The organism is Solirubrum puertoriconensis (assembly GCF_001483135.1).
Lineage (GTDB): Bacteria > Bacteroidota > Bacteroidia > Cytophagales > Hymenobacteraceae > Solirubrum > Solirubrum puertoriconensis.
The window spans coordinates 313,378-334,062 of record NZ_LNAL01000003.1 but is presented as its reverse complement, the minus strand read 5'-3'; the positions used below and the strand labels follow the sequence as shown (position 1 = coordinate 334,062).

The following is a 20,685-nucleotide window of genomic DNA, read 5'->3' as shown; positions in this document are numbered from 1 at the left end:
CAAAAAAGTTTTAGCCGACACTTGCGTTTACCAAAACAGGGTATACCTTTGCACCACAATTCCACGGTAGATGACCGCGGAACACTAAGAGGGGGATTAGCTCAGCTGGCTAGAGCGCTTGCATGGCATGCAAGAGGTCATCGGTTCGACTCCGATATTCTCCACTCCTGTTTTTATTTTAGCCCCAAGAAGCCCAGCCCTAAAAGCTGGGTTTTTTGTTTTTCAGCAACTCTGCTTGCTCCGTTTTACTTACTGAGCAGTTTGGGTGAAGGGCCTAGGTAGGTTTAAGAGCGAAATAAACAAAGAGGCCCCGGCTGCTTTAGCCGGGGCCTCTTTGGCACTTGTCGGTGAATGATGGTGCTTAACTTAGGACTTATACAAACAAGCCATCTACGGAGAGGTAACGCTCGCCCGTATCGTAGCAGAAGGTGAGCACACGGCCTCCCTGCGGTACTTCGGACAGTTTTTTGGCTACGGCCGCCAACGAGGCCCCCGACGACACACCAATAAACAAGCCTTCTTCGCGCGCGGCCCGGCGGGCCATTTCGAAAGCCTCGGCCTGGCTGATTTGCACTGTACCATCAAGAACATTGGTGTGCAAGTTGTTGGGGATAAACCCTGCGCCAATGCCCTGGATGGGGTGCGGCCCGGGCTGCCCACCGCTGATCACGGGCGAGAGTTCGGGCTCAACGGCAAATACCTTCATCTGCGGAAACTGAGGCTTCAATACTTCGGCTACGGCCGTGATGTGGCCGCCGGTGCCTACGCCTGTGATGTAGAAGTCGAAACCATCGGGAGCATCGCGAAGGATTTCCTGAGCGGTGGTGTCGGCGTGTACCTGAATGTTAGCTGGGTTGTCGAACTGCATGGGTATCCAGGCACCGGGCGTGTCGCGTACAATCTCGTGCGCACGCTCAATGGCTCCTTTCATGCCTTTTTCGCGGGGCGTGAGTTCGAGCTGAGCTCCGTAGGCAGCCATTAGGCGGCGGCGCTCTATCGACATCGATTCTGGCATTACGAGCGTGAGCCTGTAGCCTTTTACAGCAGCTACCATGGCCAGGCCAACGCCGGTGTTGCCAGAGGTTGGCTCTACAATGAGGCTTTCGGGCGTAAGAATACCGTCTTTCTCGGCTTGCTCAATCATCGACAACGCAATGCGGTCTTTGATGCTACCGCCGGGGTTGGCCCGCTCCAGCTTCATCCACACCTCCACGTCGGGGCGAATGTCTTTGAACAAGCGGTTGATGCGCAACAGCGGGGTGTTGCCGATGGTATCGAGAATGGTTTGTGCTTTCATGGGGGTCAGTTGCGAGTAAAGCAGATCCAGAAACTGGTAAGCCGGCAAATTGTTAGGCAAGCGTCATAAATCATAATCTGACCGGCAAAACAACCTAGGTGCCGTTGGTTAGATGGAGAACGTCAGGTCGGCGGATGGGTCCTCGACGCGCGTGACGTAGAGTTGCGCCCGGTGATACACGCGCGAATGCGAAGGCACACTTTCCGTGAGCCATACGTTGCCACCGATAATGCTGTGCCGCCCCACAACGGTGCTACCACCTAGGATGGTAGCCCCGGCGTAAATTACCACGTTGTCTTCGATGGTGGGGTGGCGCTTTTGATTGGCCAAGTCTTTGGCTACGCTCAGGGCACCTAGGGTTACTCCTTGAAACAGGCGCACGTTGTCGCCAAGCACGGCTGTTTCGCCGATAACGATGCCCGTACCGTGGTCGATGCTACACGAGCGGCCGATGCGGGCCCCGGGATGAATGTCGATGCCGGTGCTGTGGTGGGCGTACTCGCTCAGCAAGCGCGGCAACAGCGGTACCCGGCGCTGGTAGAGCGCCTGGGCCAGCCGGTGCAAGGCCAAGGCATAAAATCCCGGATAGGTACTGATTACCTCGGCTAAGTCTTGCGCGGCGGGGTCGGCGGCCAAGATGGCTCGCGCATCAAGCAGAAGCAATTCGTGTAACAACGGCAGCTGGCTAAATAAATCGGCAGCTAAAGCCTCAGGTGCTACTGGCAGCCCCGATACCGACTCGAGCACATACCCTACCCGCGCCTGCAGCTCGGCAAGCACGCTGCTTACCGCCTCGGGGCTGGCAAGGCGCTGCTCGGTTCGCTCCGGAAATAACAGGGCCAGCAGGTTATCGGCTACTTGGCACAGCTGCGGGCCGGGCAGCGGCGGCGGAGCGGAGCGGTGGGTATTGGCCAGCGCGGCAATAAAGGTGTCGCTTATCATAGGGGCGAAAAAAGCAGTTGCATGGGGTACGGGTGACCTCTGCCTCAAAATAGCAGCGAGCGGGCATAACCGGCACCTAGGTGCAAAGGTTGGCGCTTTAATATTAGGCAACCGCTGGGCTTCTGCCTGCGTTACGTGAGCTTATACCTATTCTGTTCAACTCCAAAACACCACTGTCATGCAGGATACCACTGTCACCAAAATCGATTCGCGGCACTCGCCCAAAGGCCCCGAAGGGCAGAAGTACTTGGCCTCCGGCATACACGTTTCGATGCGCTTGTGGGAAAACGAACAACCCGGCGATGCTAAGGAGCCCGTGAGCCGCGACTACGAAACCGTGGGCTTTGTGATTGAGGGCCGCGCCGAGTTGCACCTCGAAGGCCAGATGGTGGTGCTCGAGGCGGGCAACTCGTGGGTAGTGCCCAAAGGCGCCCAGCACACCTACCGAATACTGGAGCCCTTTACGGCCGTAGAGGCCACTACTCCACCGGCACAAGCCCACAACCGCGATGCTTAGCCTACCCACGCTGCCAGGACGAAAGTTCTGGCAGCTTTTTTATTGCCTCTGCTAAATAGTAATTATATTACTATAAATACATTATATAATACCAACACATTATAATTATCCCAATACTCCTCCTTGCGCCTGCTCTGCCACGGGTGGGCTTGCAGCCTATAAGCAGCAATAGCTGCCGGGCTGCGTTGCCTAGCTGCATTCTTCACCACTCTGAGACCTTTCCACCTGCGCTATGAAAACATTATTACGCTTGCTTTCGGCGACATTGCTCGTGAGTACGGCCTCCGTAGCCGCAATGGCGCAAGCCACAGTTTATGTAAACGACGCCAGCACCATCGGCGACGTGTATACTACCGCACCCGGCAACGATGCCACGGGCACCGGCGCTGCGGCTGCGCCCTTTCGCACCATTGGCCGCGCGCTGCAAGATTTGCCCGAGGGCAGCACCGTGCGCATCGATGCCGGCACATACACCGAGCAAGTCATCCTCAGTCGTAATGTATCGTTGCGGGGGGCAGGTACCGTGGCGGGTGGTACTGCCTCGGCCACCATTTTGGATGGGCAATTGTCACCTGGCGCACAATCGACGGCCACAGGAATTTTGATTACGACAAGCGGAGGCACGCCAGAAGCACCGGTTACCATTGCCAACCTAACGGTGCGCAACTATTATTTTGGCATCCAGACGGAAAACGGCAACGGCAAGCACGACTTCCTGATTGAGGACGTAGAGGTAGCCAATAACCGACGGCAGGGCATTTTCTGGAATGCGGTAGGCAACAATCCCGTTGGATCGGAGCGCATAACATTTCGGCGTTTACGGGCCACCGGCACAGCACTACCTTCTAACTCTGGCGACAATGGCGCTGGGCGTGGCTTACTTATTCAGAGCGGGCATAAGCACGCATTCCTGATCGAAAACAGCGTGTTCGAGCAAAACCGGCGCGCTGGCATCGACGTGAACGACGGCAGCGTAAGCGGGCTTATTATCCGCAACTGCCAGTTTGGGCTGAACGGCGGCGCGGCCATGTCGATCCTGGGTGCTACGGGCCGACTGACGGAGAACGGGCCTAATGTCACTTTTGCGGCGCTCGTTGAGAACAACGTCATTCGCAACAACGCTTCTAACGGGCTGGAGGTGAAATCGTGCACGGGCACGGGGCGCAGCTCGGGGCCGGGCAGCTTTGTAATCCGCAACAACTTCATTCTGCGCGCCATTCAGGCACTGCCAGCCGAACCGCAGTTCGATAACGCGGGTATTGCCTTCATCGACCGCGACCGAAGCGCTACTGTAAACAACCCAACCGGTGGCTTCGCAGGCAACCTTACCACCGGCGGTGCCTGGATTGAAGGCAACGTGGTGCGCGGCTACCTGCCAGGCTTTCTCGCGCCGCTTGGGGTCAATGCTTTCGGGATGGTGCTCGAAGGGCCCAACAACAAGGTGCTGCGCAACGTGATTTCGCAGTGCGAGTACGGCATTCAGGTACAAGACCGCCCCACGGGCGCTAGCAGTGCCATGGGCGCTTATTACGGTGCTGGCGGTAACGGCTTTATCACCTCGGCTGGCGACAGCATCAACCAAAACCGCATCGACAGCTGCCGGGTGTTTGCGCTGCGGGGCATCAACCTAACCAATGTGGTAAACGCCAGCCTTAACTGGTTGGGCGGTACCGATGCCATTGCCATGATGGGCGCCGCGGGCACGGGTGGCCTGGTGTGCTCGCTCGATGGCGGCTTTGCCGTGCAAAACTCAACAGGTAGCACCGGGCGCCTCGATATCAGCCCCTACCTCAACAGCGGTACCGATACCTCGCCCGCGCCGGGTTTTCAACCCAATTTCAGCTACCTGAACGTGGCTGCCAGCAGTCCTTCGGCCACCGGCACCCTAGGCAATTTGCAGGAAGCGGTGCTGATGCTCACCGATGGCGGCACCATCGACGCTGCACCGGGCACCTACAACGAGAGCGTAGTGGTAGATAAAAATGTGTTTATGCCGCAGGAAGACGCCCCCGTGAGCGTACGCGACATTACTATGAACGGCGCTGGCAAGGCGCTTACGCTACGGGCACCGCTTACCCTTAACAACAGCCTGACGCTCACCAACGGCCTTATCAATACCACGAGCACCGATTTGCTGATTTTGGCCGACAACGCCACCAGCACCGGGGGCAACGCCAACAGCTACGTGGCCGGCCCACTACGCAAGCTCGGCAACGATGCCTTTGTGTTTGCGGTAGGGCGCAACGGCGTGTGGGCGCGCCTAGGTATTTCGGCGCCCAACACTGCCAGCAGCGCGTTTACGGCCGAGTACCGGAACGAGGGAACGGGCGTTACGGCTGTGCAACCGCCCCTCAACAACGCCAGCCGCGTGGAGCATTGGATACTGGAGCGCACAGCGGGCAACTCCAACGTGGCCGTGCAGCTTTTCTGGGAGGATGGTGCCCGTAGCGGCATTGCCAACCTCAACGATTTGCGCGTGGCTCGCCTGAACAATACCGCTTGGGTAAACGAGGGCAACACCGGCACCACCGGCTCGGCAGCAAGCGGCTCGGTCACGTCGAGCAACGTCAACAGCTTTGGGGTGTTCAGCTTTGCGTCGGTGAGCCCGCTCAACCCGCTGCCCGTCGAGCTTACGGCTTTCCGGGCTGAGGCCACTGGCGAAGGCAAAGCGCGCCTGTATTGGAGCACCGCCCAAGAGAAAAACAACCGTGGCTTTGAGGTAGAGCGCGCCCGCAACGGCGAAAAGTGGCAGTACGTGGGCTTTGTGCGCGGAGCCGGCAACAGCTCGCAACCGCGGCAGTACAGCCTCCTGGATGTTTCGGGCCTGACGGACATTGTGTATTACCGCCTGAAACAGCTCGATACCGACGGCAAAGCCACCTACTCGCCCATTGCAGCTGTGCGTTTGCCCGCTGCCCTAGGTAAGCTCGCCTTGTTCCCGAACCCCGCCACCCGCGAGCTGAACGTGCGGCTCCCTAACCCAACCACCGGTGCAGTTAAAGTGCAGGTGGTTGATGCAGCGGGCCGTACGGTATGGAGCACCGAGGTGCCTGCCAACGGCCAAACCCTGCAGCTCGACCTAGAGAACCGCGTGAAACCGGGCTTGTACCTGGTGCGCGTGAGCGGCAAAGGCCTCGGCGATTCGGCCCAGCAATTGGTAGTAAAATAACCCTACGGCATCAAAGAGCCCGGCCCACCGAAGCAGCTGCTTCGGTGGGCCGGGCTCTTTGATGCCGTAGGCACCTAGGGCTTCTGCAGCTCCACGCTGCGAATTTGGTCGCCGATATCGATGCGGTGCACCACCTCCATGCCGCGCTCCACCACGGCAAAAATGGTGTAGCGGCCATCGAGGTGCGGGGTGGGGCTGTGCGTAATAAACCACTGGCAGCTCTCGGTGTCTTTGCCCGCCGAGGCCAAACCTACGGCGCCTTCGGCGTACTGCCGCTCGGCAAACTCAGAGCGCAGGGTATAATCGGTGCCGCCCCACCCGTCGCCGCGCGGGCAGCCACCTTGCGCCACAAAGTTGGGCACCACGCGGTGGAAGTTTTTGCCGTTGTAGAAACCCTGCTGCACCAGCTGCACAAAGCTGGCTACCGACCCCGGCGCTTCCTCCACCAAGAGGCGCAGCACCACGTCGCCTTTTGAGGTGTGCACCACCACGCGCTGCGCGGCCGGCACGGTAGCCACCAATTTCCAATCGATGGGGTGCTGCGCCGCGGCGCTGGGCGTAGGTGTTGGGGTTGTTTTGTTTTGCAGGTAGTCGAGGGCTTGCTGCAAGGCTTGCCAGGCTTCTACATCGCGGGGCAGCACAATGCGCTGCTGCGCCTGCCGCAGCAACTCGAGGTTGCGGAAGCTGCTCCGCAGATTCAGTTTCGCATCGTGCAGGGCACCGGCGGCAGTGCCAATCAGGGCCACATCGTTGCTGCTGATGGCTTTTTCGAGCGTTTGAATAAACAACGGTTGCTGGCCGGCCGGAAACGCGGGGTTGTTGCGCAAGGCCACCAACGCCTCGATACCGTAGGTGCTTACCACTGCCGGCTGATTAGGTGCAAACGTAGCCTGTTCGATAAAAGCGTACGCGGCCGGGTCTTCGGCCAATGCCTTCAGCAGAAAAGCCTGCTCGTACGGGTTGGCCGTGCTGTTGGCATAGCGCAGCTGAATGGCTTTGCGGATTGGCTCTTTTTCCTCGGCAGCGGCGTGCTTCAGCGCCGCTGCAAACAGTACCGAGCGCGCCCGCCAAGAGCTCATGCGCTCGGCTTTGTCCTTGAAAAGCTGGCCCGTTTCGCCGGAAGCATGATTTAGGAAAAACTCGGCCGCCGTAACGGCAACTTGGCTGCTGGCATCATCGAGCGAAGCCCATGCGGCCTCTTTCACAGGCACGTACATGCTGGCGTTCATGGCGCGCAAGGCAGCCACGCGCACGCGGTAATCGGCGTCGCGGCGCAGTATGCCTGCCAGCGTAGTGGCCAGGCTGGGCGCTTTTACCTTACCTAGGGCGGCAGCAGCACCGGCCCGTACGGCATAGTCGGGGTCGGAAGTAGCGGCAGCGGTGATGGGGGCTTCGTAGGCGGTGAGGTCGAGGCGGGGTGTGCGGGCCAGGGTTTGCGCGGCTGCCAAACGGGCCTCCAAAGGCTGCTGCCGCGCCAGTAAACTCACCACACGACGCACGGTGGTTTCGGAAGTAATGCCGCGCAGCCCGGCCCGATACAGGCCCCACGCTTGCCCAATGGCAGCCAACGTATCGGAGCCGGGATTGGCAGGCACCCGCAGCAGCAACGATACCGAACCCCGCCCTACGCACTTACCCAGGGCCTCTAGGGCAGTCCGCCGCACGCGCACGTCGGCCTCAGCGTTGATTTGGTTGGCCAACGGAGCTGCCGCGGCACTATCGGCCGTTTGCCCCAGGGCAAAGGCCGCCGCGTGGCGCACCTCGGGCGAAGCGTCGGACAGGGCACTTAGCAGGTCGGGCAACGCGGCTTTATCCTGCACCGAGCCGAAAGCCAGGGCAGCCGCTTGCCGGTAACGCACTTTCGGGCTTTGCAGGAATGGGCGCAACGCTGCCGTTTGGCGCTGGTCTTGCGCTGTGGCAATGCGGCGCAGGGTGCTGTCGGCAGCAAACTGGTTGAGGGCAGCCGCACCTTGGGGCTGGCGGGCAGTGGTGCACGCTGCCATCAGCAACGGCAGGGCTAGCGGAAGAAAGGCAGAGGGGCGCATCATGGCGCCGGAAAATAGGAAAACCTAGGCGCTTCGGCTAAGCTAAGCAGCGGTGTACCTGGGCAAGGCTCGGATGCATCGTTTGGTACTTGGGGTTATTTGCCGGCTGGTGCGGGGTAGCGCCTCCTGAAACCTTCGGCCAGGGTAGCTCCGCGCAACTCCAACCCTTCTTCCACGCAGTGCACGCAGGGCAACTCAGCTCCCCAGCATTGGTGCCCCGTGCGGGGTACGCGCACTTGCAGCCCAGGGGCAATGGGTAATTGTACGGTGGCGGGCACCGGCGGCAGCTCTGGCAATACAATGCGCTGCGCAAAGCGCATCGGCTGCGTGCGCACGAAATACAGATGGTCGCGCAGGTTATGCATTACCCATATGGTAAACAGCGCCCAGGGTAAGTAAGCTATTGCACCGCGCTGGGCCGGCCCTAGCCAACGCGGGCCGGCCCAAGGCCAAACCGCGGCTGAAATGATGAAACCCGCACCAAAACGAAAGTCGGGCCCTGCCACAAACCAAAAAATACAGCCAAGCCACGCCACCAGCCATGCCCCGGCCCAACCTTCTTCGTCGGGGGTGCGTGGGTGGCGCCACCGCCAGGCCGCTACCAACGGCGAACCTAGGGCCAGAATTACCATAACGCCCCAAAATCCGCGCAGCGGAGCCCACCAGTTGGGTAGCCACTCCCACAACGTTTGGCGCGGCAGAGCATACGGGCTTTGGGCTGAGTTGCGGGCCAGATTTACCACCATGCTGTGCTCCATGCGGGCGTACTCGTAGGGCAACTTCCAATCGACATCGAACACATCGACGAACGGCAGTGGGTAAATGAGGTAGCCCGATAATACGACGTTGCGTGCCAGCCAAGGCAAGCCCAGAAGCAAACCCAGCCCCAAGGGCAGCAGCCAGGTACGCGGCCACCGGTCCTCGGCCCGATGCACCCAGGTAGCATACAGCGGCAGCAGCAAAATGGGCAAGGCCGAAAGCTTGAAGGAAACGGCCAAGGCTGCAAGCAGCAGCAACAGCAGCCGTTGGGCCTCGGTGGCTTTGGCCGGAGGGTGCAGGCTGTACCACAGCAGCGTAAGCGCCAGCAAAGCGGCCGTGGTGCAATCGGCCGTAACGGATGACAACCACACCTGGAAGTTGAACATCAGCAGCAGAAACAACAACAGGGGTACCCAAACCCGGCGGGCGTCGGCTTCGGGGTTGCGCATGGCAGTTACCAGTGCCCGCACTACTACCACGGCAAGCAGCGGGTAGAGGTAGCTGCTTAGCCCATAGGCCGGCCCGTGGGGCGTATGCAGGCGCAGCAGGGCCATGGGCAAATACAGGCCCGAGTTGAAAGCCAACCGCCCGTGTAAATTACCCAACCCCGGCACGGCGGGGTAGCGCTCCGTCCACTGCAATGTTTGCAGCTGGTACAGCCCTACATCGTAGTTGATAGGTAACTGGGCACCAAACATGAGCAGCCAGCCCAGCAGCAGCAAGAGCAAAAAACTGCCCGCTTTGGCGGGCACATCCCAGCGGGTAGGCCATTGTGCCCGCCACAAGGCTAGCACCGGCCGCCAGTGCAGCCCCAGCAAGGCCACGGCCCCTAGGCCCACTGCCGTCTGGGCCCATCCATCAATGGCGGCTACTAACGACCAAATTTGCAGCAGCGCCGTAATCAGGGCCAAGCCCACTAGGCTTAGCCACTCGGGAGCGGGCAGGTGGTCGGCACCGGCTATGCCGCACCGCCGCGCTATCCGAAAAGCAGCTACGCCAAGTGTGGTCGTAACAAAGGCCGTTATCAGCCAGACTAAGAGTACCGTAAGCATGCGGAGCGCAAAGGTGGGCAAAAGCCCCTGGCGCACCAACCCACAACGCGGCCCGATTTTTGGCGTCGGCCGGTTAATACCTGCACTTTTGCTACCCTAAAGCGTAAGCCCGATGCTGCACCTCTCCCCCACTCGCCTGCTGCCTGTATTGCTACTAGGTGCTGCTGCCTGCAGCGCGCCGCGGGCCATCATCCACTCCGGCAAAGTCACGCCCAAGGGCGAATTCAAGATTGGCGGCGACTTTGTAATGAACGTTGGCAACGAAGCCATCAGCCAAGCCACGGGCGCCGTGAAAGACCTGGCCGAGCAGGCAGCCAAGCAGGATACCGTGAACTACCGCCCGGCCATCGACCGGGTGCAGGCCGCCGCCTTGGCCTACGTGCTCGACCCGGTGCAGCTGACGCCTGATTTGTACCTGCGCTATGGCGTAGCCAACCGCGTTGATGTGGGCTACAAGTTTTCGTTTGGGGCGCACAGCCTCGATGCCATGTACCAGTTTTTGGGGCCCACGGGTACGCCCGAGCGCCCCGGCGGGCAGGCCGGTGCCACTTACGCCAGCATCGGGCTGCAGCTATCGGCACAGCGGGCTAAGCTGCCCAGCATCCCCTTTCTCGACGATGCCGAGCAGCTGCTGGGCTTCCGCGCCCGCCGCTACGATATTATGGTGCCGTTGGTGTTCAGCCAATCCCTAGGTGCCGAGGAAGAAATCGGCCACATAGCCTACGGCCTGGCCTACAGCCGCTCCTTCCTGACGTACCGCTTCGAGCCCGGCCGCTTGTACACGGGGCCGGGCAGCGGGCAAGTGAGCGAGCGAATTCCGTCGCTGAAGGCCAGCCAGAGTTACGGTGCCCTAGGTGGTTTTGTGAATGCCAAGTTTGGCTACCGCTACGTGTACGTGCTGCCAGCCCTGGCTATTTACTACCAGAACTACGGCACGTACCAGCTGCTCAACAACCGCACGGCCAAGCTCAAGGGCTTCACGTTTATTCCGTCGTTGGGGCTGCAAATCCGGATACCGGGCAGCGGGCGCTAACCACCGCCCTAGGTACCTAGTGCTGCATGGGGTTCTGCTGCATGTAGTCTTCCGAGAGCACGCGGTAGCGGTCGAAGATAGAGCGTACCGCGCGCCGCATTACCATGGAGGCTTGGGCCGTGTTGGGAGCCGTTACGTTGGAAGCGTAGCCCTGCCACACGGCCCGGCCGTTTTTGTGGTCGATAAGAGTGATGAGCAAGGTACCGTCGTTGAGCAGGTAACGCACGCGGTCGTAGCCCTGGCGCTGGTCGGCTGGTATGTCTTCGGTTTCCACCACGTCCTGCTTCAGCCAATGCATCAGGTCGGGCTGGTTGTAGCCCGTAAAGCGCATGGCCCCGTCGTACACCCTAAACGAAACCAGTAAATCGGGCCGGCGCTGGTTTAGGCGGTAGCCCTGCGAGCGAAGGTGCGACTGGATGGCCTCGCGCACGGTTTTATCAACGGTGACGGAAGTGTCGGCCTCCAGCGCGGGCATGCTCTGCAGAAAGGCAAAGGTGCGGTAGTGGCGGAAATTACCGGCATAGCTGTAATCCGACTCGATGCGGCTTTCGCGGGCTGTGAAACAGCCACTGAGTAACAGGCTGAGCAACGCGGTGGAAGCGGTAGCGGTGGGTTTCATAGGCTCAAAACGGAACTGTATCGGTGAATCCAGAAGGTACTCAAAAATCTCGCTACGCAAAAACCATATACATTGATACTCAAATTGTAAGCTCAACCACCAAGCAAAGGTTCGCAGAATTGCTATATTGCTTTTCCGGCCTTGTTTAGGGCTTTGCTTATGCTCGAATTTTACCTCAACGACCAGCTGGTGCGCCCCACCCAACCCGCTGGCAGCACCCTGCTCGATTTCATCCGGTATCAGCAGCACCTAACCGGCACCAAGATTGGTTGCCGCGAGGGCGACTGCGGCGCCTGCACCGTGCTGGTGGGCGAGCTGCAGCCCGATGAGCAAACCGTGCGCTACCAAAGCATGACGAGCTGCCTTACGCCCTTGGGCAATGCGCACGGCCGCCACATTGTAACCGTAGAGGGCATTGGCCCCACCGAAGCCCGCAACCTCACGCCGGTGCAGCAAACTATAGTGGCCGAAGGCGGCACGCAGTGCGGCTTTTGCACGCCGGGCTTCGTGATGTCGCTAACGGGCCACTGCCTAGGTGGCGCAGCCTCCGCCGAGGCCACGCGGGCAGCCATAGATGGCAACATTTGCCGCTGCACGGGCTACAAGTCGTTGGAGCGTGCGGCCGATAAGCTGGCGGCCCAACTGCTGGAGCGCGACGCGGCCCCGGCCCGCCTCGAGTGGCTGATTGCACAAGGATTTGTGCCCGGATACTTTGCCCACATGCCCGCCAAGCTGGCCCAGTTGCGCGCCGCTACTGCCGCCGACGTGGCTGCCCAAACCGGCGGCCGCACCCCCGATGCGGCCGAGCTGCCGGCCAGTTGGCTGCTGGGCGGCGGCACCGATTTGCTGGTGCAGCGCCCCGACGAAGTGCTGGCCGCCGAGGTAAACCTGCTTTACGGCCACGCTACGCGCTGCTACGTACGCGAGCTGCCCAACGGGCAAGTGGCCCTAGGTGGCGCCACCACCGTGGAAGACCTGCGCCGCTCCGAGCTGATGCAGCGCCACTTTCCGCAGCTGGCGCGGCACCTCAAACTGGTATCGAGCACGCCCATTCGCAACATGGCCACCGTGGCGGGCAACTTCGTGAATGCCTCGCCCATCGGCGACCTTACCATCTTCTTCCTGGCCCTAGGTACCGAGCTCATGCTGCAGGATGCGGCCGGCCAGCAGCGCACCTTGCCGCTGCGCCAGCTGTACCGCGGCTACAAGCAACTCGACCGCCGCCCCGACGAGCAGATTGCCGAAATCCGTTTCAGTCCGCCAGCTGCGGGCGAGGTGTTCAACTTCGAGAAAGTCAGCAAGCGCACGCACCTCGATATTGCCAGCGTAAACTCGGCCGCCCGGCTGCGCGTGGCCAGTGGCGTGGTGCAAGCGGCGCACCTCTCGGCTGGCGGCGTGGGACCTACTCCGCTATACCTAGGGCAGGCTTCGGCTTACCTGATCGGTAAGGAACTTACCTCCGACACGCTACGCGGCCTCAACGAGGTAGCGCAGCAAGAAATCAGCCCGATTAGCGATGCGCGCGGCGCGGCCGAATACAAGCGCCTATTGCTGCGCCAGCTGCTGTACGCGCATTTCATGGAGCATTTTCCGCAGCACGTTAGCCTGGCGGCGCTGGTGTAGCGCTGAGTGGCACTCGGCGCTGGCGCAGCACGCGCCGATGCGGTACCGCGCAGTAACGCATGGTCGGCTTCGCCGCCCGCGCCGAGTGCCACTCAGCGCTACATCCGCCCTAGGCCAACAACATCAGCAACGATTGTCAACCACCCCAGCATCAGCAAGCTGATGCGTCCCCTCCTCATCTGAGGAGGGGAGCTTTTCCCTCTCGCTTCGCTTCCCCCCCATGCACAACCTCGACGCTGCCGGCCACGTGCGCGGCGAATCGCAATACCTCGACGATATTCCGGTGCAGCGCGGCACGCTGCACGCGGCCGTGTACGCCTCGCCGCTGGCACATGGTAAGCTGAACGGCTTGCGCCTGGAGGCCGCGCTAGCTGCGCCCGGCGTGGTGCGCATTCTCACGGCGGCCGACATCCCTGGCGAAAACCAAATCGGTGGCATTGTACCGGACGAGCCGCTGCTGGCCGAGGGGCACGTGCATTTTAGGGGGCAGCCGGTGGCGCTGGTGTTGGCCGAAACGGAGCCGCAGGCCCGCGCCGCCGCCAAGCTGATTGAGGCCGACATCGAGCCGCTGCCCGTAATTACCGATCCGCGGGTGGCCCATGCGCAAGGCGAGCTGATTGTGCCGCCCCGCACCTTCCGCCTCGGCGCCCCAGCCGCGGCGTGGGCCCAGTGCGCGCACATCATCGAGGGCACGGCCGAAAGCGGCGGGCAGGAGCACTTGTACATCGAAACGCAGGGCGCCTACGCGTATCCTACCGAGCAAGGCGGGGTGCGCGTGCATTCCTCTACGCAAGGCCCTACTGCGGCCCAACGGCACGGGGCGCGCGTGCTGGGCATTGGCATGCACCGCATCGAGGTGGATGTGGTGCGCCTAGGTGGCGGCTTCGGCGGCAAGGAAGACCAGGCTACGCCGTGGGCTGTGCTGGCAGCCCTAGGTGCCTACTTGCTGAGAAAGCCCGTGAAGCTGGTGCTGCCCCGCCACGACGACCTGCGCATGACGGGCAAGCGCCACCCCTACTCCTCCGATTACAAGCTGGGGCTTTCGGCCGATCTGAAGCTGCTGGCCTACGAAGTTACCTTCTACCAAAACGCCGGTGCGGCGGCCGATTTGTCGCCGGCGGTGCTCGAGCGCACGCTGTTCCACAGCACCAATACCTACTTCATCCCGAATGTGCAGGCCACGGCCTACAGCTGCCGCACCAACCTGCCACCCAACACGGCATTCCGCGGGTTTGGTGGGCCACAGGGCATGTTCGTGATTGAGTCGGCCATTGCCAAAGCAGCCGAGAAACTGGGTGTTTCGGCTTCTGAAATTCAGCGGCGCAACTTGTTGCAAGAGGGCGACACGTTCCCGTTTGGCCAACCTGCCGAGCTTTGCAACGCCCACGCTTGCTGGCAACGCGCCGAGCAGGCTTTCGACCTAGGCAGCTGGCAACAAGAGGTGGATGCCTTTAACCAAAGCAGCACGCTGCACAAGCGCGGCTTGGCCATCATGCCCATCTGCTTCGGCATTTCGTTTACCAAAACGGCTATGAACCAGGCCCGCGCCTTGGTGCACATTTACACCGATGGCTCAGTAGGCATCAGTACCGGCGCCGTGGAAATGGGCCAGGGCGTGAACACCAAAATGGTGGAAGTGGCGGCGCGCACCCTGGGTATCCGCAGCAACCGCATTCGCATCGAAACCACCAATACCACGCGCGTAGCTAATACCTCGCCCTCGGCCGCCTCGGCCACCGCCGACCTTAATGGCAAGGCCGTACAGCTGGCCTGCGAGCAGTTGCGCAAGCGCCTGCTTGCGCTAGCCGCCGATGAGCTGTGCATAGCCGAAGAAGGGCTGGAGATTTGCGACGAGCGCGTGCTCACGGCCGGGCACCCCGTGGAGTCGGACTGGGAAAAATTGGTGGCGGCGGCGTACTGGAAACGCATCAACCTCTCGGAGCACGCGCACTACGCCACGCCCGATGTGTGGTTTGATCAGAAAACCGAAAGCGGCTACCCCTTTGCCTACCACGTGTACGGCACCGCCGCCGTGCAAGCCACCGTGGATGTGCTGCGCGGCACCTACGTGCTCGATGCCGTGCGCCTCGTGCACGATTTCGGCCAGAGCATGGCCCCGGGTATCGACCGCGGCCAAGTGGAGGGCGGCTTGGTGCAGGGCCTGGGCTGGATGACCATGGAAGAACTGCTCTACGACGAGCAAGGTCGCCTGCTTAGCAATACCCTCAGCACCTACAAAGTGCCCGATTTGTACTCAGTGCCCGCCGATGTACAGATCGAGTTCCTGGAAACCGAAGGCCACCCGCGCGCCATTTTGCGCTCCAAAGCCGTGGGCGAGCCGCCGCTGATGTACGGCATTGGCGGCTACTTTGCCGTGCGCAACGCTATTCGGGCCGCCCGGCCCGATGTTGCGCCGGCGTTTTCGGCGCCCATCACGCCCGAAAAGGTGCTGATGGCCTTGTGCGCACCTAGGCCCGAGGCAGCACCTAGTACGGTGCCAACGGCTGCGGTAGCCCCAAACGCCGCCAGCGCCTAGGTCAGGCTTAAGTTATTTGGAGTTGCTTTTGCCTTGAGCTTGCTTACCGCTTCCCCTTCCGTTCCGCGCGATTTGCCGGTGTGGCAGCACACTTGTGCGTGCCTGCGCGCTGGCACGCCCGTTACGCTGCTGCTGGTGGTAAGCAGTAGCGGCTCGAGCCCCGGTCGGCAGGGTTTTAAGATGACCGTTTCGCCGGGCAGCATGGCAGGCTCGGTGGGCGGCGGCATTATGGAGCACAAGTTTGTGGAGGTTGCCCGCAACCGCATGGCCGCGGGCAACCACGAACTGCTGCTCCGCCAGCAAATACACCGCAGCGAGGCGCCGCACCACCGCTCTGGCATGATTTGCTCGGGCGAGCAAACCTTGCTGCTGCTGCCGCTGCGCCCCGAGCATTTAGCTGCGCTCGATGCGATTGTGGAAGTGCAACAACGAGCCGGCAACGGCTGGTTCGAAGTGCGTGCCGATGGCTCTTTGCACGTAGGCACCGGCCCGGCACCTAGGCCGCTGGGCTACGCTGCCGGCACTGCCCTAGGGGCCCACGATTGGCGCTATATCGAGCACCTAGGCTTCCGCGACCAGCTTACCATTATCGGGGCTGGGCACGTGGCGCTGGCGTTGTCGCGCATTGTGGCCACGCTGGATTTTCATCTCACGGTAATTGATGATCGGCCGGGGCTAAACACGTTGCTCGACAACCCCTATGCCCACCAGAAGCATTGCCTGCCCTACCACGAGCTGGCCAGCGCAGTGCCCGCCGGCCCGCACCATTACGTGGTGATTATGACCTTTGGCTACCGCTCCGATGCCGTTGCCTTGCGCCAGCTCATCAACCATCCGCTGGCTTACCTAGGGCTGATGGGCAGCGAAGCCAAAATTGCTCAGCTGTTTGCCGAGCTACGCCAAGAGGGCTACTCCGAAGCCCAATTGAGCCGGGTCCATGCACCCGTAGGCGTACCCATTAGCAGCCGCACGCCCGAGGAAATTGCCATCAGCGTAGCCGCCCAGCTTATTCAGCAGCGCAACGCCCCGCTGGCGGCGCGTACCTAGGGCACGGCCGCCAGCGGGGCGTTGCGCTGTTGAATCTAAGCTGCCTAACGCTTTGCGGCCAGGGCTTGCTGCGCCGAGGCCGTAGCTGGGCCATACGTCGGCTGAATCATGGCCAGCTCATCAATGGCAAAGCCCGATGATTTTACCCAGCGCAGGAACTCCGGCGTGCGGATATCCTCGATGCGGTCGTATTGGTGCTTGGCGTTGATTTGCTCGGCCAACTCGCGGCTGGCAGTTTGCTCGATCAGGTAAGCTACGGCGCAGGGTTGGCCGGTGCGGTCGATTAAGCAAGGTCGCCGCTCGTGCGGAAAGTCATAGTTGGCAGGGTATTGTCCTGCCATCCAGTAATTGCGCAACAGCTTAAGGGCATGGTAGCGGTTGCGGCGTTGGCGGTTGGTGAGGGCACGGGTGCCCTTGCGCTGCAAAACGGCTTCTACGTACTGGAAATGGGCGGTTACGCGCAGGTGTTCGTCGGTGGTAGGAGTTGGTTCGGTGCCAAATTTGCGGACGTAGCTAACGTCGCCAAGAACCGCGTTAACGGCCTCGGCGGAGGACGGTTTGCGCTGGCAGCACACGCACAGAAGTGCACTCACCAGCAGGTGTGTGATAAGTAGCGGCAGTTTCACGGTGGAGAGAAGTAATTGTATTCAATAAACTGTATTTAAAGATGAATGTATTGCCTTGGCGTCGGCAATTTATACACATGATCCTACAAAACATAAAATAGTTGCAATGAAATAAAAATCTTATTGGTAGCCGGCGGCTTGTAGCCTGAACAGTTCGGCGTAGCGCCCGCCGCGGGCCAGCAACTCTTGGTGCGAACCGATTTCGACGAACTGCCCGTGCTCAATTACCAAAATGCGGTCGGCCATGCGCACGGTGCTGAAACGGTGCGAGATAAGCACGGCCGTTTTGCCTTTGGTGAGCTCGGCAAAGCGCAAAAACACCTCGTGCTCGGCGCGGGCGTCGAGGGCGGCGGTAGGCTCGTCGAGGATCAGCAGTTGCGCATCGCGCATGTAGGCGCGGCCCAAGGCGATTTTCTGCCACTCGCCGCCGCTCAAATCCACGCCGCCGGCAAAGCGCCGCCCGATCATCTGCTCGTACCCGCCGGGCAGCTTGCCTATAACGGTATCGGCAAGGCTGCGGCTGGCGGCATCCTCAATACGTCCTTGGTTTTGCCGCTCGTCGATGCGGCCCACGGCAATGTTTTGGCCGGCCGGCAGCTGAAAGCGCACAAAGTCCTGGAAGATAACGCCGATTTCCTGGCGCAGCTCGGCCGGATCGTAGGCGCGCAAGTCGTGCCCGTCGAGCAGAATGCGGCCCTCAGAGGGGTCGTAGAGGCGAGCCAGCAACTTTACCAAGGTGGTTTTGCCGGCGCCGTTTTCGCCTACCAAGGCCAGCTTCTCGCCCGCGCGCAACTCGAAGTTGAGGTTGCGCAAGGCCCACTTCTCGGCGTTGCGGTACTTAAAGCCTACCTCTTCAAACCGAAAACCCTGCTGAATGGGCCGCGGGAACGGCAGGTAAGGCTGGCTGGCGTCGCGCACGATGCGCGGCTGCATCTGAAAAAAATCAAAGAAATCCTGCAGGTACAGAGCGCCTTCGGCCAAGGAGCTAAACCGGCTCAGCACGCCCTCCAGCAAGCCGCGCAGGCGGGCAAACGACCCGGCCAAAAACGTGAGGTGGCCTACTGTCATGCGCCCGTTCACGGCTTGCACAATCAGGTACAGGTAAGCGGCGTAGTAACCCAGCGTGCCGATGGCGGCAAACACAGTGCCCCAGCTGGCCCGCCGCACGGCCAGGGTTCGGTTTTTCAGGAAGAACTCGGTGGAGAGCGTGCGAAACCGATCAATCAGAAAACCCGATAGGCCGAAGATTTTCACCTCTTTGGCGGTGTCGTCGGAGGCGCCGGTTTGGCGCAGGTAGTCCAGTTCGCGGCGCTCGGGTGTCCAGCTATGTACCAGGGAGTAGCTGCGCTCATTAAAGTGCGATTCGCCCAAAAAAGCCGGCACCACCGCCACGCCCAGCAAAAGCAGCAGCCAGGGATTGTAGACCACCAAACCGGCCGCCAGAAAGCCCATGCTCAGAATATCCTGCGCCTGCCCCAGCAGCTGCGACATGAGCATGGTGCGCGACAAGGTTTGCCGCCGCGCACGCTCGAGCTTGTCGTAAAAAGCAGCGTCTTCGAACTGGTCGAGGTCGAGTTGGGCCGCGTGCTCCATCAGCTTCACGGAGGAGTAGTTGGCCAGCAAGTCGCCTAGGAGCGAATCGAGCAAGGCCACCGCTCGACCTAGGGCATCGGAAAGCACTGCCAAGCCAAACTCGATAGCCACCAGCGTGAGCACCGGTGTAAGCTGCACCGGTCCGCCGCCGGCACCTTGGTTGAGCCGCACCACTTCATCAATAATCAGCCGGCCGATGTAGAGCACCGCCAGCGGCAGCCCAGCCCGCACCAACCGCAGCAAAGCGTTGAGCATAAACATCCTAGGACTGGTTTGCCACACCAGCCGCATGAACGCGGGGATGTTGCGCAGGGCCGATACCCGCTCGCGCAGGGTAAGGGCAGGTTTCCCATCGGGCCTAGGTCGTTTGGCCGATATGCGGTTGAAGAGGGTTGTCCAGAAGCTCATAGGTAGTACGCATGCATACGCTAAGCCATAACAGGCGGCTGCACGCTTTGGCCAAAAAGCTACCGAACCTAGTGCGCTATCAAGCCAATGCGCTGTGGCAGCGGCTTACCTTTGACGCGCCACCCGCGTACTACCTAGCTATGCCTACTGCCCCCGCCCGGGTTTACACAGCCGGTTTCTGGCTGATGTGCCTAAGCTCGTTTCTGTTCTTTCTATCCTTTAACCTGCTGATTCCGGAACTGCCCGACCACCTCACGCGCATGGGCGGTGGCGACTACAAGGGATTCATTATTGCGTTGTTTACGCTTACGGCCGGGCTTTCGCGCCCCTTCAGCGGCAAGCTGGCCGATACGGTTGGGCGTATTCCGGTGATGGTGGTGGGCTCGTTGGTATGCTTTATCTGCGGGTTCTTTTACGTGTGGGCCACCACGGTTTTCAGTTTTTTGCTGCTGCGTTTGTTGCACGGTTTCAGCACGGGCTTTAAGCCCACGGGCACGGCCGCGTTTATTGCCGATATTATTCCGGTGGAGCGGCGAGGCGAGGCCATGGGCTTGCTGGGAGTAGCCGGCTCCCTAGGTATGGCGGCCGGCCCGGCCTTGGGAGGTTACCTCACCACGTATTTTCCGCTGAACACGCTGTTTTACATTTCGTCGGGGGCGGCGCTGCTTTCGGTACTGGTACAAGGCACCATGACGGAAACCCTCCCCAAAGCCCAACGGCAGCGTTTTCACCTAGGGCTGCTGAAGCTGCAGTGGAGCGAGGTGCTCGATATGCAGGTGCTTGCGCCCGCCGTGGTTACGCTTTTGTGCCTGTTTCCGTACGGCGTCATGCTCACCGTAATCCCCGACCAAAGCCGCACGCTGGGCATCGACAACAAGGGCCTGTTCTTTACCTGCTACACCCTGGCATCGTTGTTTATTCGCTTGGTAGCCGGCCGCGCCTCCGACCGCTACGGCCGCGTGCCAGTGCTGCGCATTTCCAGTATTATGCTGCTGGTAGCCTTGGTAGTACTAGCCCTGGCGCATAGCAAGCTGGTGTTCTTGGGGGCAGCGGTGCTATTTGGGCTGGCAGCCGGCCTCAACTCCCCCACCCTATACGCCTGGACGGTTGACCTAAGCGACCCGGAACGCCGCGGCCGCGCGGTAGCTACCATGTACATTTTTCTGGAGGTAGGCATTGGCCTAGGTGCTCTGCTGGCCGGCTGGCTCTACAGCAACGAGCCGGCGCGCCTGCCGTGGGTGCACGGGCTTAGTGTGGCGTGCGTGGTGGCGGCGTTAGTGTATTTGTATCGGCAGCCCACCCAGCAACTTGTTCGCGGGTAAGCCAGCAGCTAAAAATATTCATACAACCTTCATTTAGATATATAACTGCCGTGTACTTTTAGGCTACCAAAACTGTGTATCCTCGGCAATTAGCGGC

14 protein-coding genes and 1 tRNA gene are annotated in these 20,685 nt (G+C 60.9%); 8 read left to right on the top strand and 7 right to left on the bottom strand.

Annotated features, from left to right (window positions below):
- Positions 1 to 90: 90 nt before the first annotated feature.
- A tRNA-Ala gene (locus ASU33_RS01870) sits at positions 91 to 164 on the top strand.
- A gap of 209 nt (positions 165 to 373) precedes the next feature.
- Here ASU33_RS01870 and cysK read toward each other — a convergent pair.
- Positions 374 to 1,297 (bottom strand): cysteine synthase A, encoded by a 924-nt coding sequence (gene cysK / locus ASU33_RS01865; RefSeq protein WP_059068312.1) that lies wholly within the window; start codon positions 1,295 to 1,297, stop codon positions 374 to 376.
- 108 nt (positions 1,298 to 1,405) lie between these two features.
- Entirely contained in the window at positions 1,406 to 2,239 is an 834-nt protein-coding gene (gene epsC, locus ASU33_RS01860; RefSeq protein ID WP_059067558.1) for a serine O-acetyltransferase EpsC, read from the bottom strand.
- A 178-nt stretch (positions 2,240 to 2,417) separates the two neighbouring features.
- Between epsC and ASU33_RS01855 the strand changes: the two genes are divergently transcribed.
- Positions 2,418 to 2,756 carry a cupin domain-containing protein gene (locus ASU33_RS01855; protein ID WP_059067556.1) on the top strand — a complete coding sequence of 113 codons (339 nt, stop codon included), beginning with the start codon at positions 2,418 to 2,420 and terminating at the stop codon, positions 2,754 to 2,756.
- A 232-nt stretch (positions 2,757 to 2,988) separates the two neighbouring features.
- Positions 2,989 to 5,925, top strand: coding sequence for a T9SS type A sorting domain-containing protein (locus tag ASU33_RS01850; RefSeq protein WP_078062789.1), 2,937 nt, complete (start codon positions 2,989 to 2,991; stop codon positions 5,923 to 5,925).
- A gap of 74 nt (positions 5,926 to 5,999) precedes the next feature.
- Here ASU33_RS01850 and ASU33_RS20915 read toward each other — a convergent pair whose 3' ends face one another.
- Both ASU33_RS20915 and ASU33_RS01840 read right to left on the bottom strand, forming a co-directional pair.
- Positions 6,000 to 7,973 (bottom strand): peptidylprolyl isomerase, encoded by a 1,974-nt coding sequence (locus ASU33_RS20915; RefSeq protein WP_078062788.1) that lies wholly within the window; start codon positions 7,971 to 7,973, stop codon positions 6,000 to 6,002.
- 92 nt (positions 7,974 to 8,065) lie between these two features.
- Positions 8,066 to 9,781 (bottom strand): LIC_10190 family membrane protein, encoded by a 1,716-nt coding sequence (locus ASU33_RS01840; protein ID WP_149866992.1) that lies wholly within the window; start codon positions 9,779 to 9,781, stop codon positions 8,066 to 8,068.
- Positions 9,782 to 9,893: 112 nt separating this feature from the next.
- Here ASU33_RS01840 and ASU33_RS01835 point away from each other — a divergent pair, with 112 nt between their 5' ends.
- Positions 9,894 to 10,814, top strand: a complete 921-nt coding sequence (locus tag ASU33_RS01835; RefSeq protein WP_059067549.1) for a hypothetical protein — start codon at positions 9,894 to 9,896, stop codon at positions 10,812 to 10,814.
- A 16-nt stretch (positions 10,815 to 10,830) separates the two neighbouring features.
- Here the strand turns inward: ASU33_RS01835 and ASU33_RS01830 are convergent, their stop codons facing one another.
- Complete coding sequence (locus tag ASU33_RS01830) at positions 10,831 to 11,433, bottom strand: DUF4136 domain-containing protein (protein ID WP_059067547.1); 603 nt, start codon at positions 11,431 to 11,433, stop codon at positions 10,831 to 10,833.
- 159 nt (positions 11,434 to 11,592) lie between these two features.
- Between ASU33_RS01830 and ASU33_RS01825 the strand changes: the two genes are divergently transcribed.
- The 3 genes from ASU33_RS01825 (at position 11,593) to ASU33_RS01815 (ending at position 16,639) form a co-directional block, all read left to right on the top strand.
- On the top strand, positions 11,593 to 13,056 hold the full coding sequence (locus ASU33_RS01825) for an FAD binding domain-containing protein (protein ID WP_059067546.1): 1,464 nt from the start codon (positions 11,593 to 11,595) through the stop codon (positions 13,054 to 13,056).
- Between the two features lie 220 nt (positions 13,057 to 13,276).
- Complete coding sequence (locus ASU33_RS01820; protein WP_059067544.1) at positions 13,277 to 15,592, top strand: xanthine dehydrogenase molybdopterin binding subunit; 2,316 nt, start codon at positions 13,277 to 13,279, stop codon at positions 15,590 to 15,592.
- A 39-nt stretch (positions 15,593 to 15,631) separates the two neighbouring features.
- A complete protein-coding gene (locus tag ASU33_RS01815) occupies positions 15,632 to 16,639 on the top strand; it encodes an XdhC family protein (protein ID WP_160328112.1) in 1,008 nt (335 codons plus the stop codon).
- Between the two features lie 44 nt (positions 16,640 to 16,683).
- Here ASU33_RS01815 and ASU33_RS01810 read toward each other — a convergent pair whose 3' ends face one another.
- Together ASU33_RS01810 and ASU33_RS01805 are read right to left on the bottom strand one after the other, a co-directional pair.
- Entirely contained in the window at positions 16,684 to 17,265 is a 582-nt protein-coding gene (locus ASU33_RS01810) for a hypothetical protein (RefSeq protein ID WP_059067542.1), read from the bottom strand.
- A gap of 120 nt (positions 17,266 to 17,385) precedes the next feature.
- The gene (locus ASU33_RS01805; protein ID WP_059067540.1) at positions 17,386 to 19,266 is read right to left on the bottom strand and encodes an ABC transporter ATP-binding protein; all 1,881 of its coding nucleotides are present in this window, start codon (positions 19,264 to 19,266) and stop codon (positions 17,386 to 17,388) included.
- A 140-nt stretch (positions 19,267 to 19,406) separates the two neighbouring features.
- Between ASU33_RS01805 and ASU33_RS01800 the strand changes: the two genes are divergently transcribed.
- Entirely contained in the window at positions 19,407 to 20,588 is a 1,182-nt protein-coding gene (locus ASU33_RS01800) for an MFS transporter (RefSeq protein WP_059068306.1), read from the top strand.
- Positions 20,589 to 20,685: the final 97 nt, after the last annotated feature.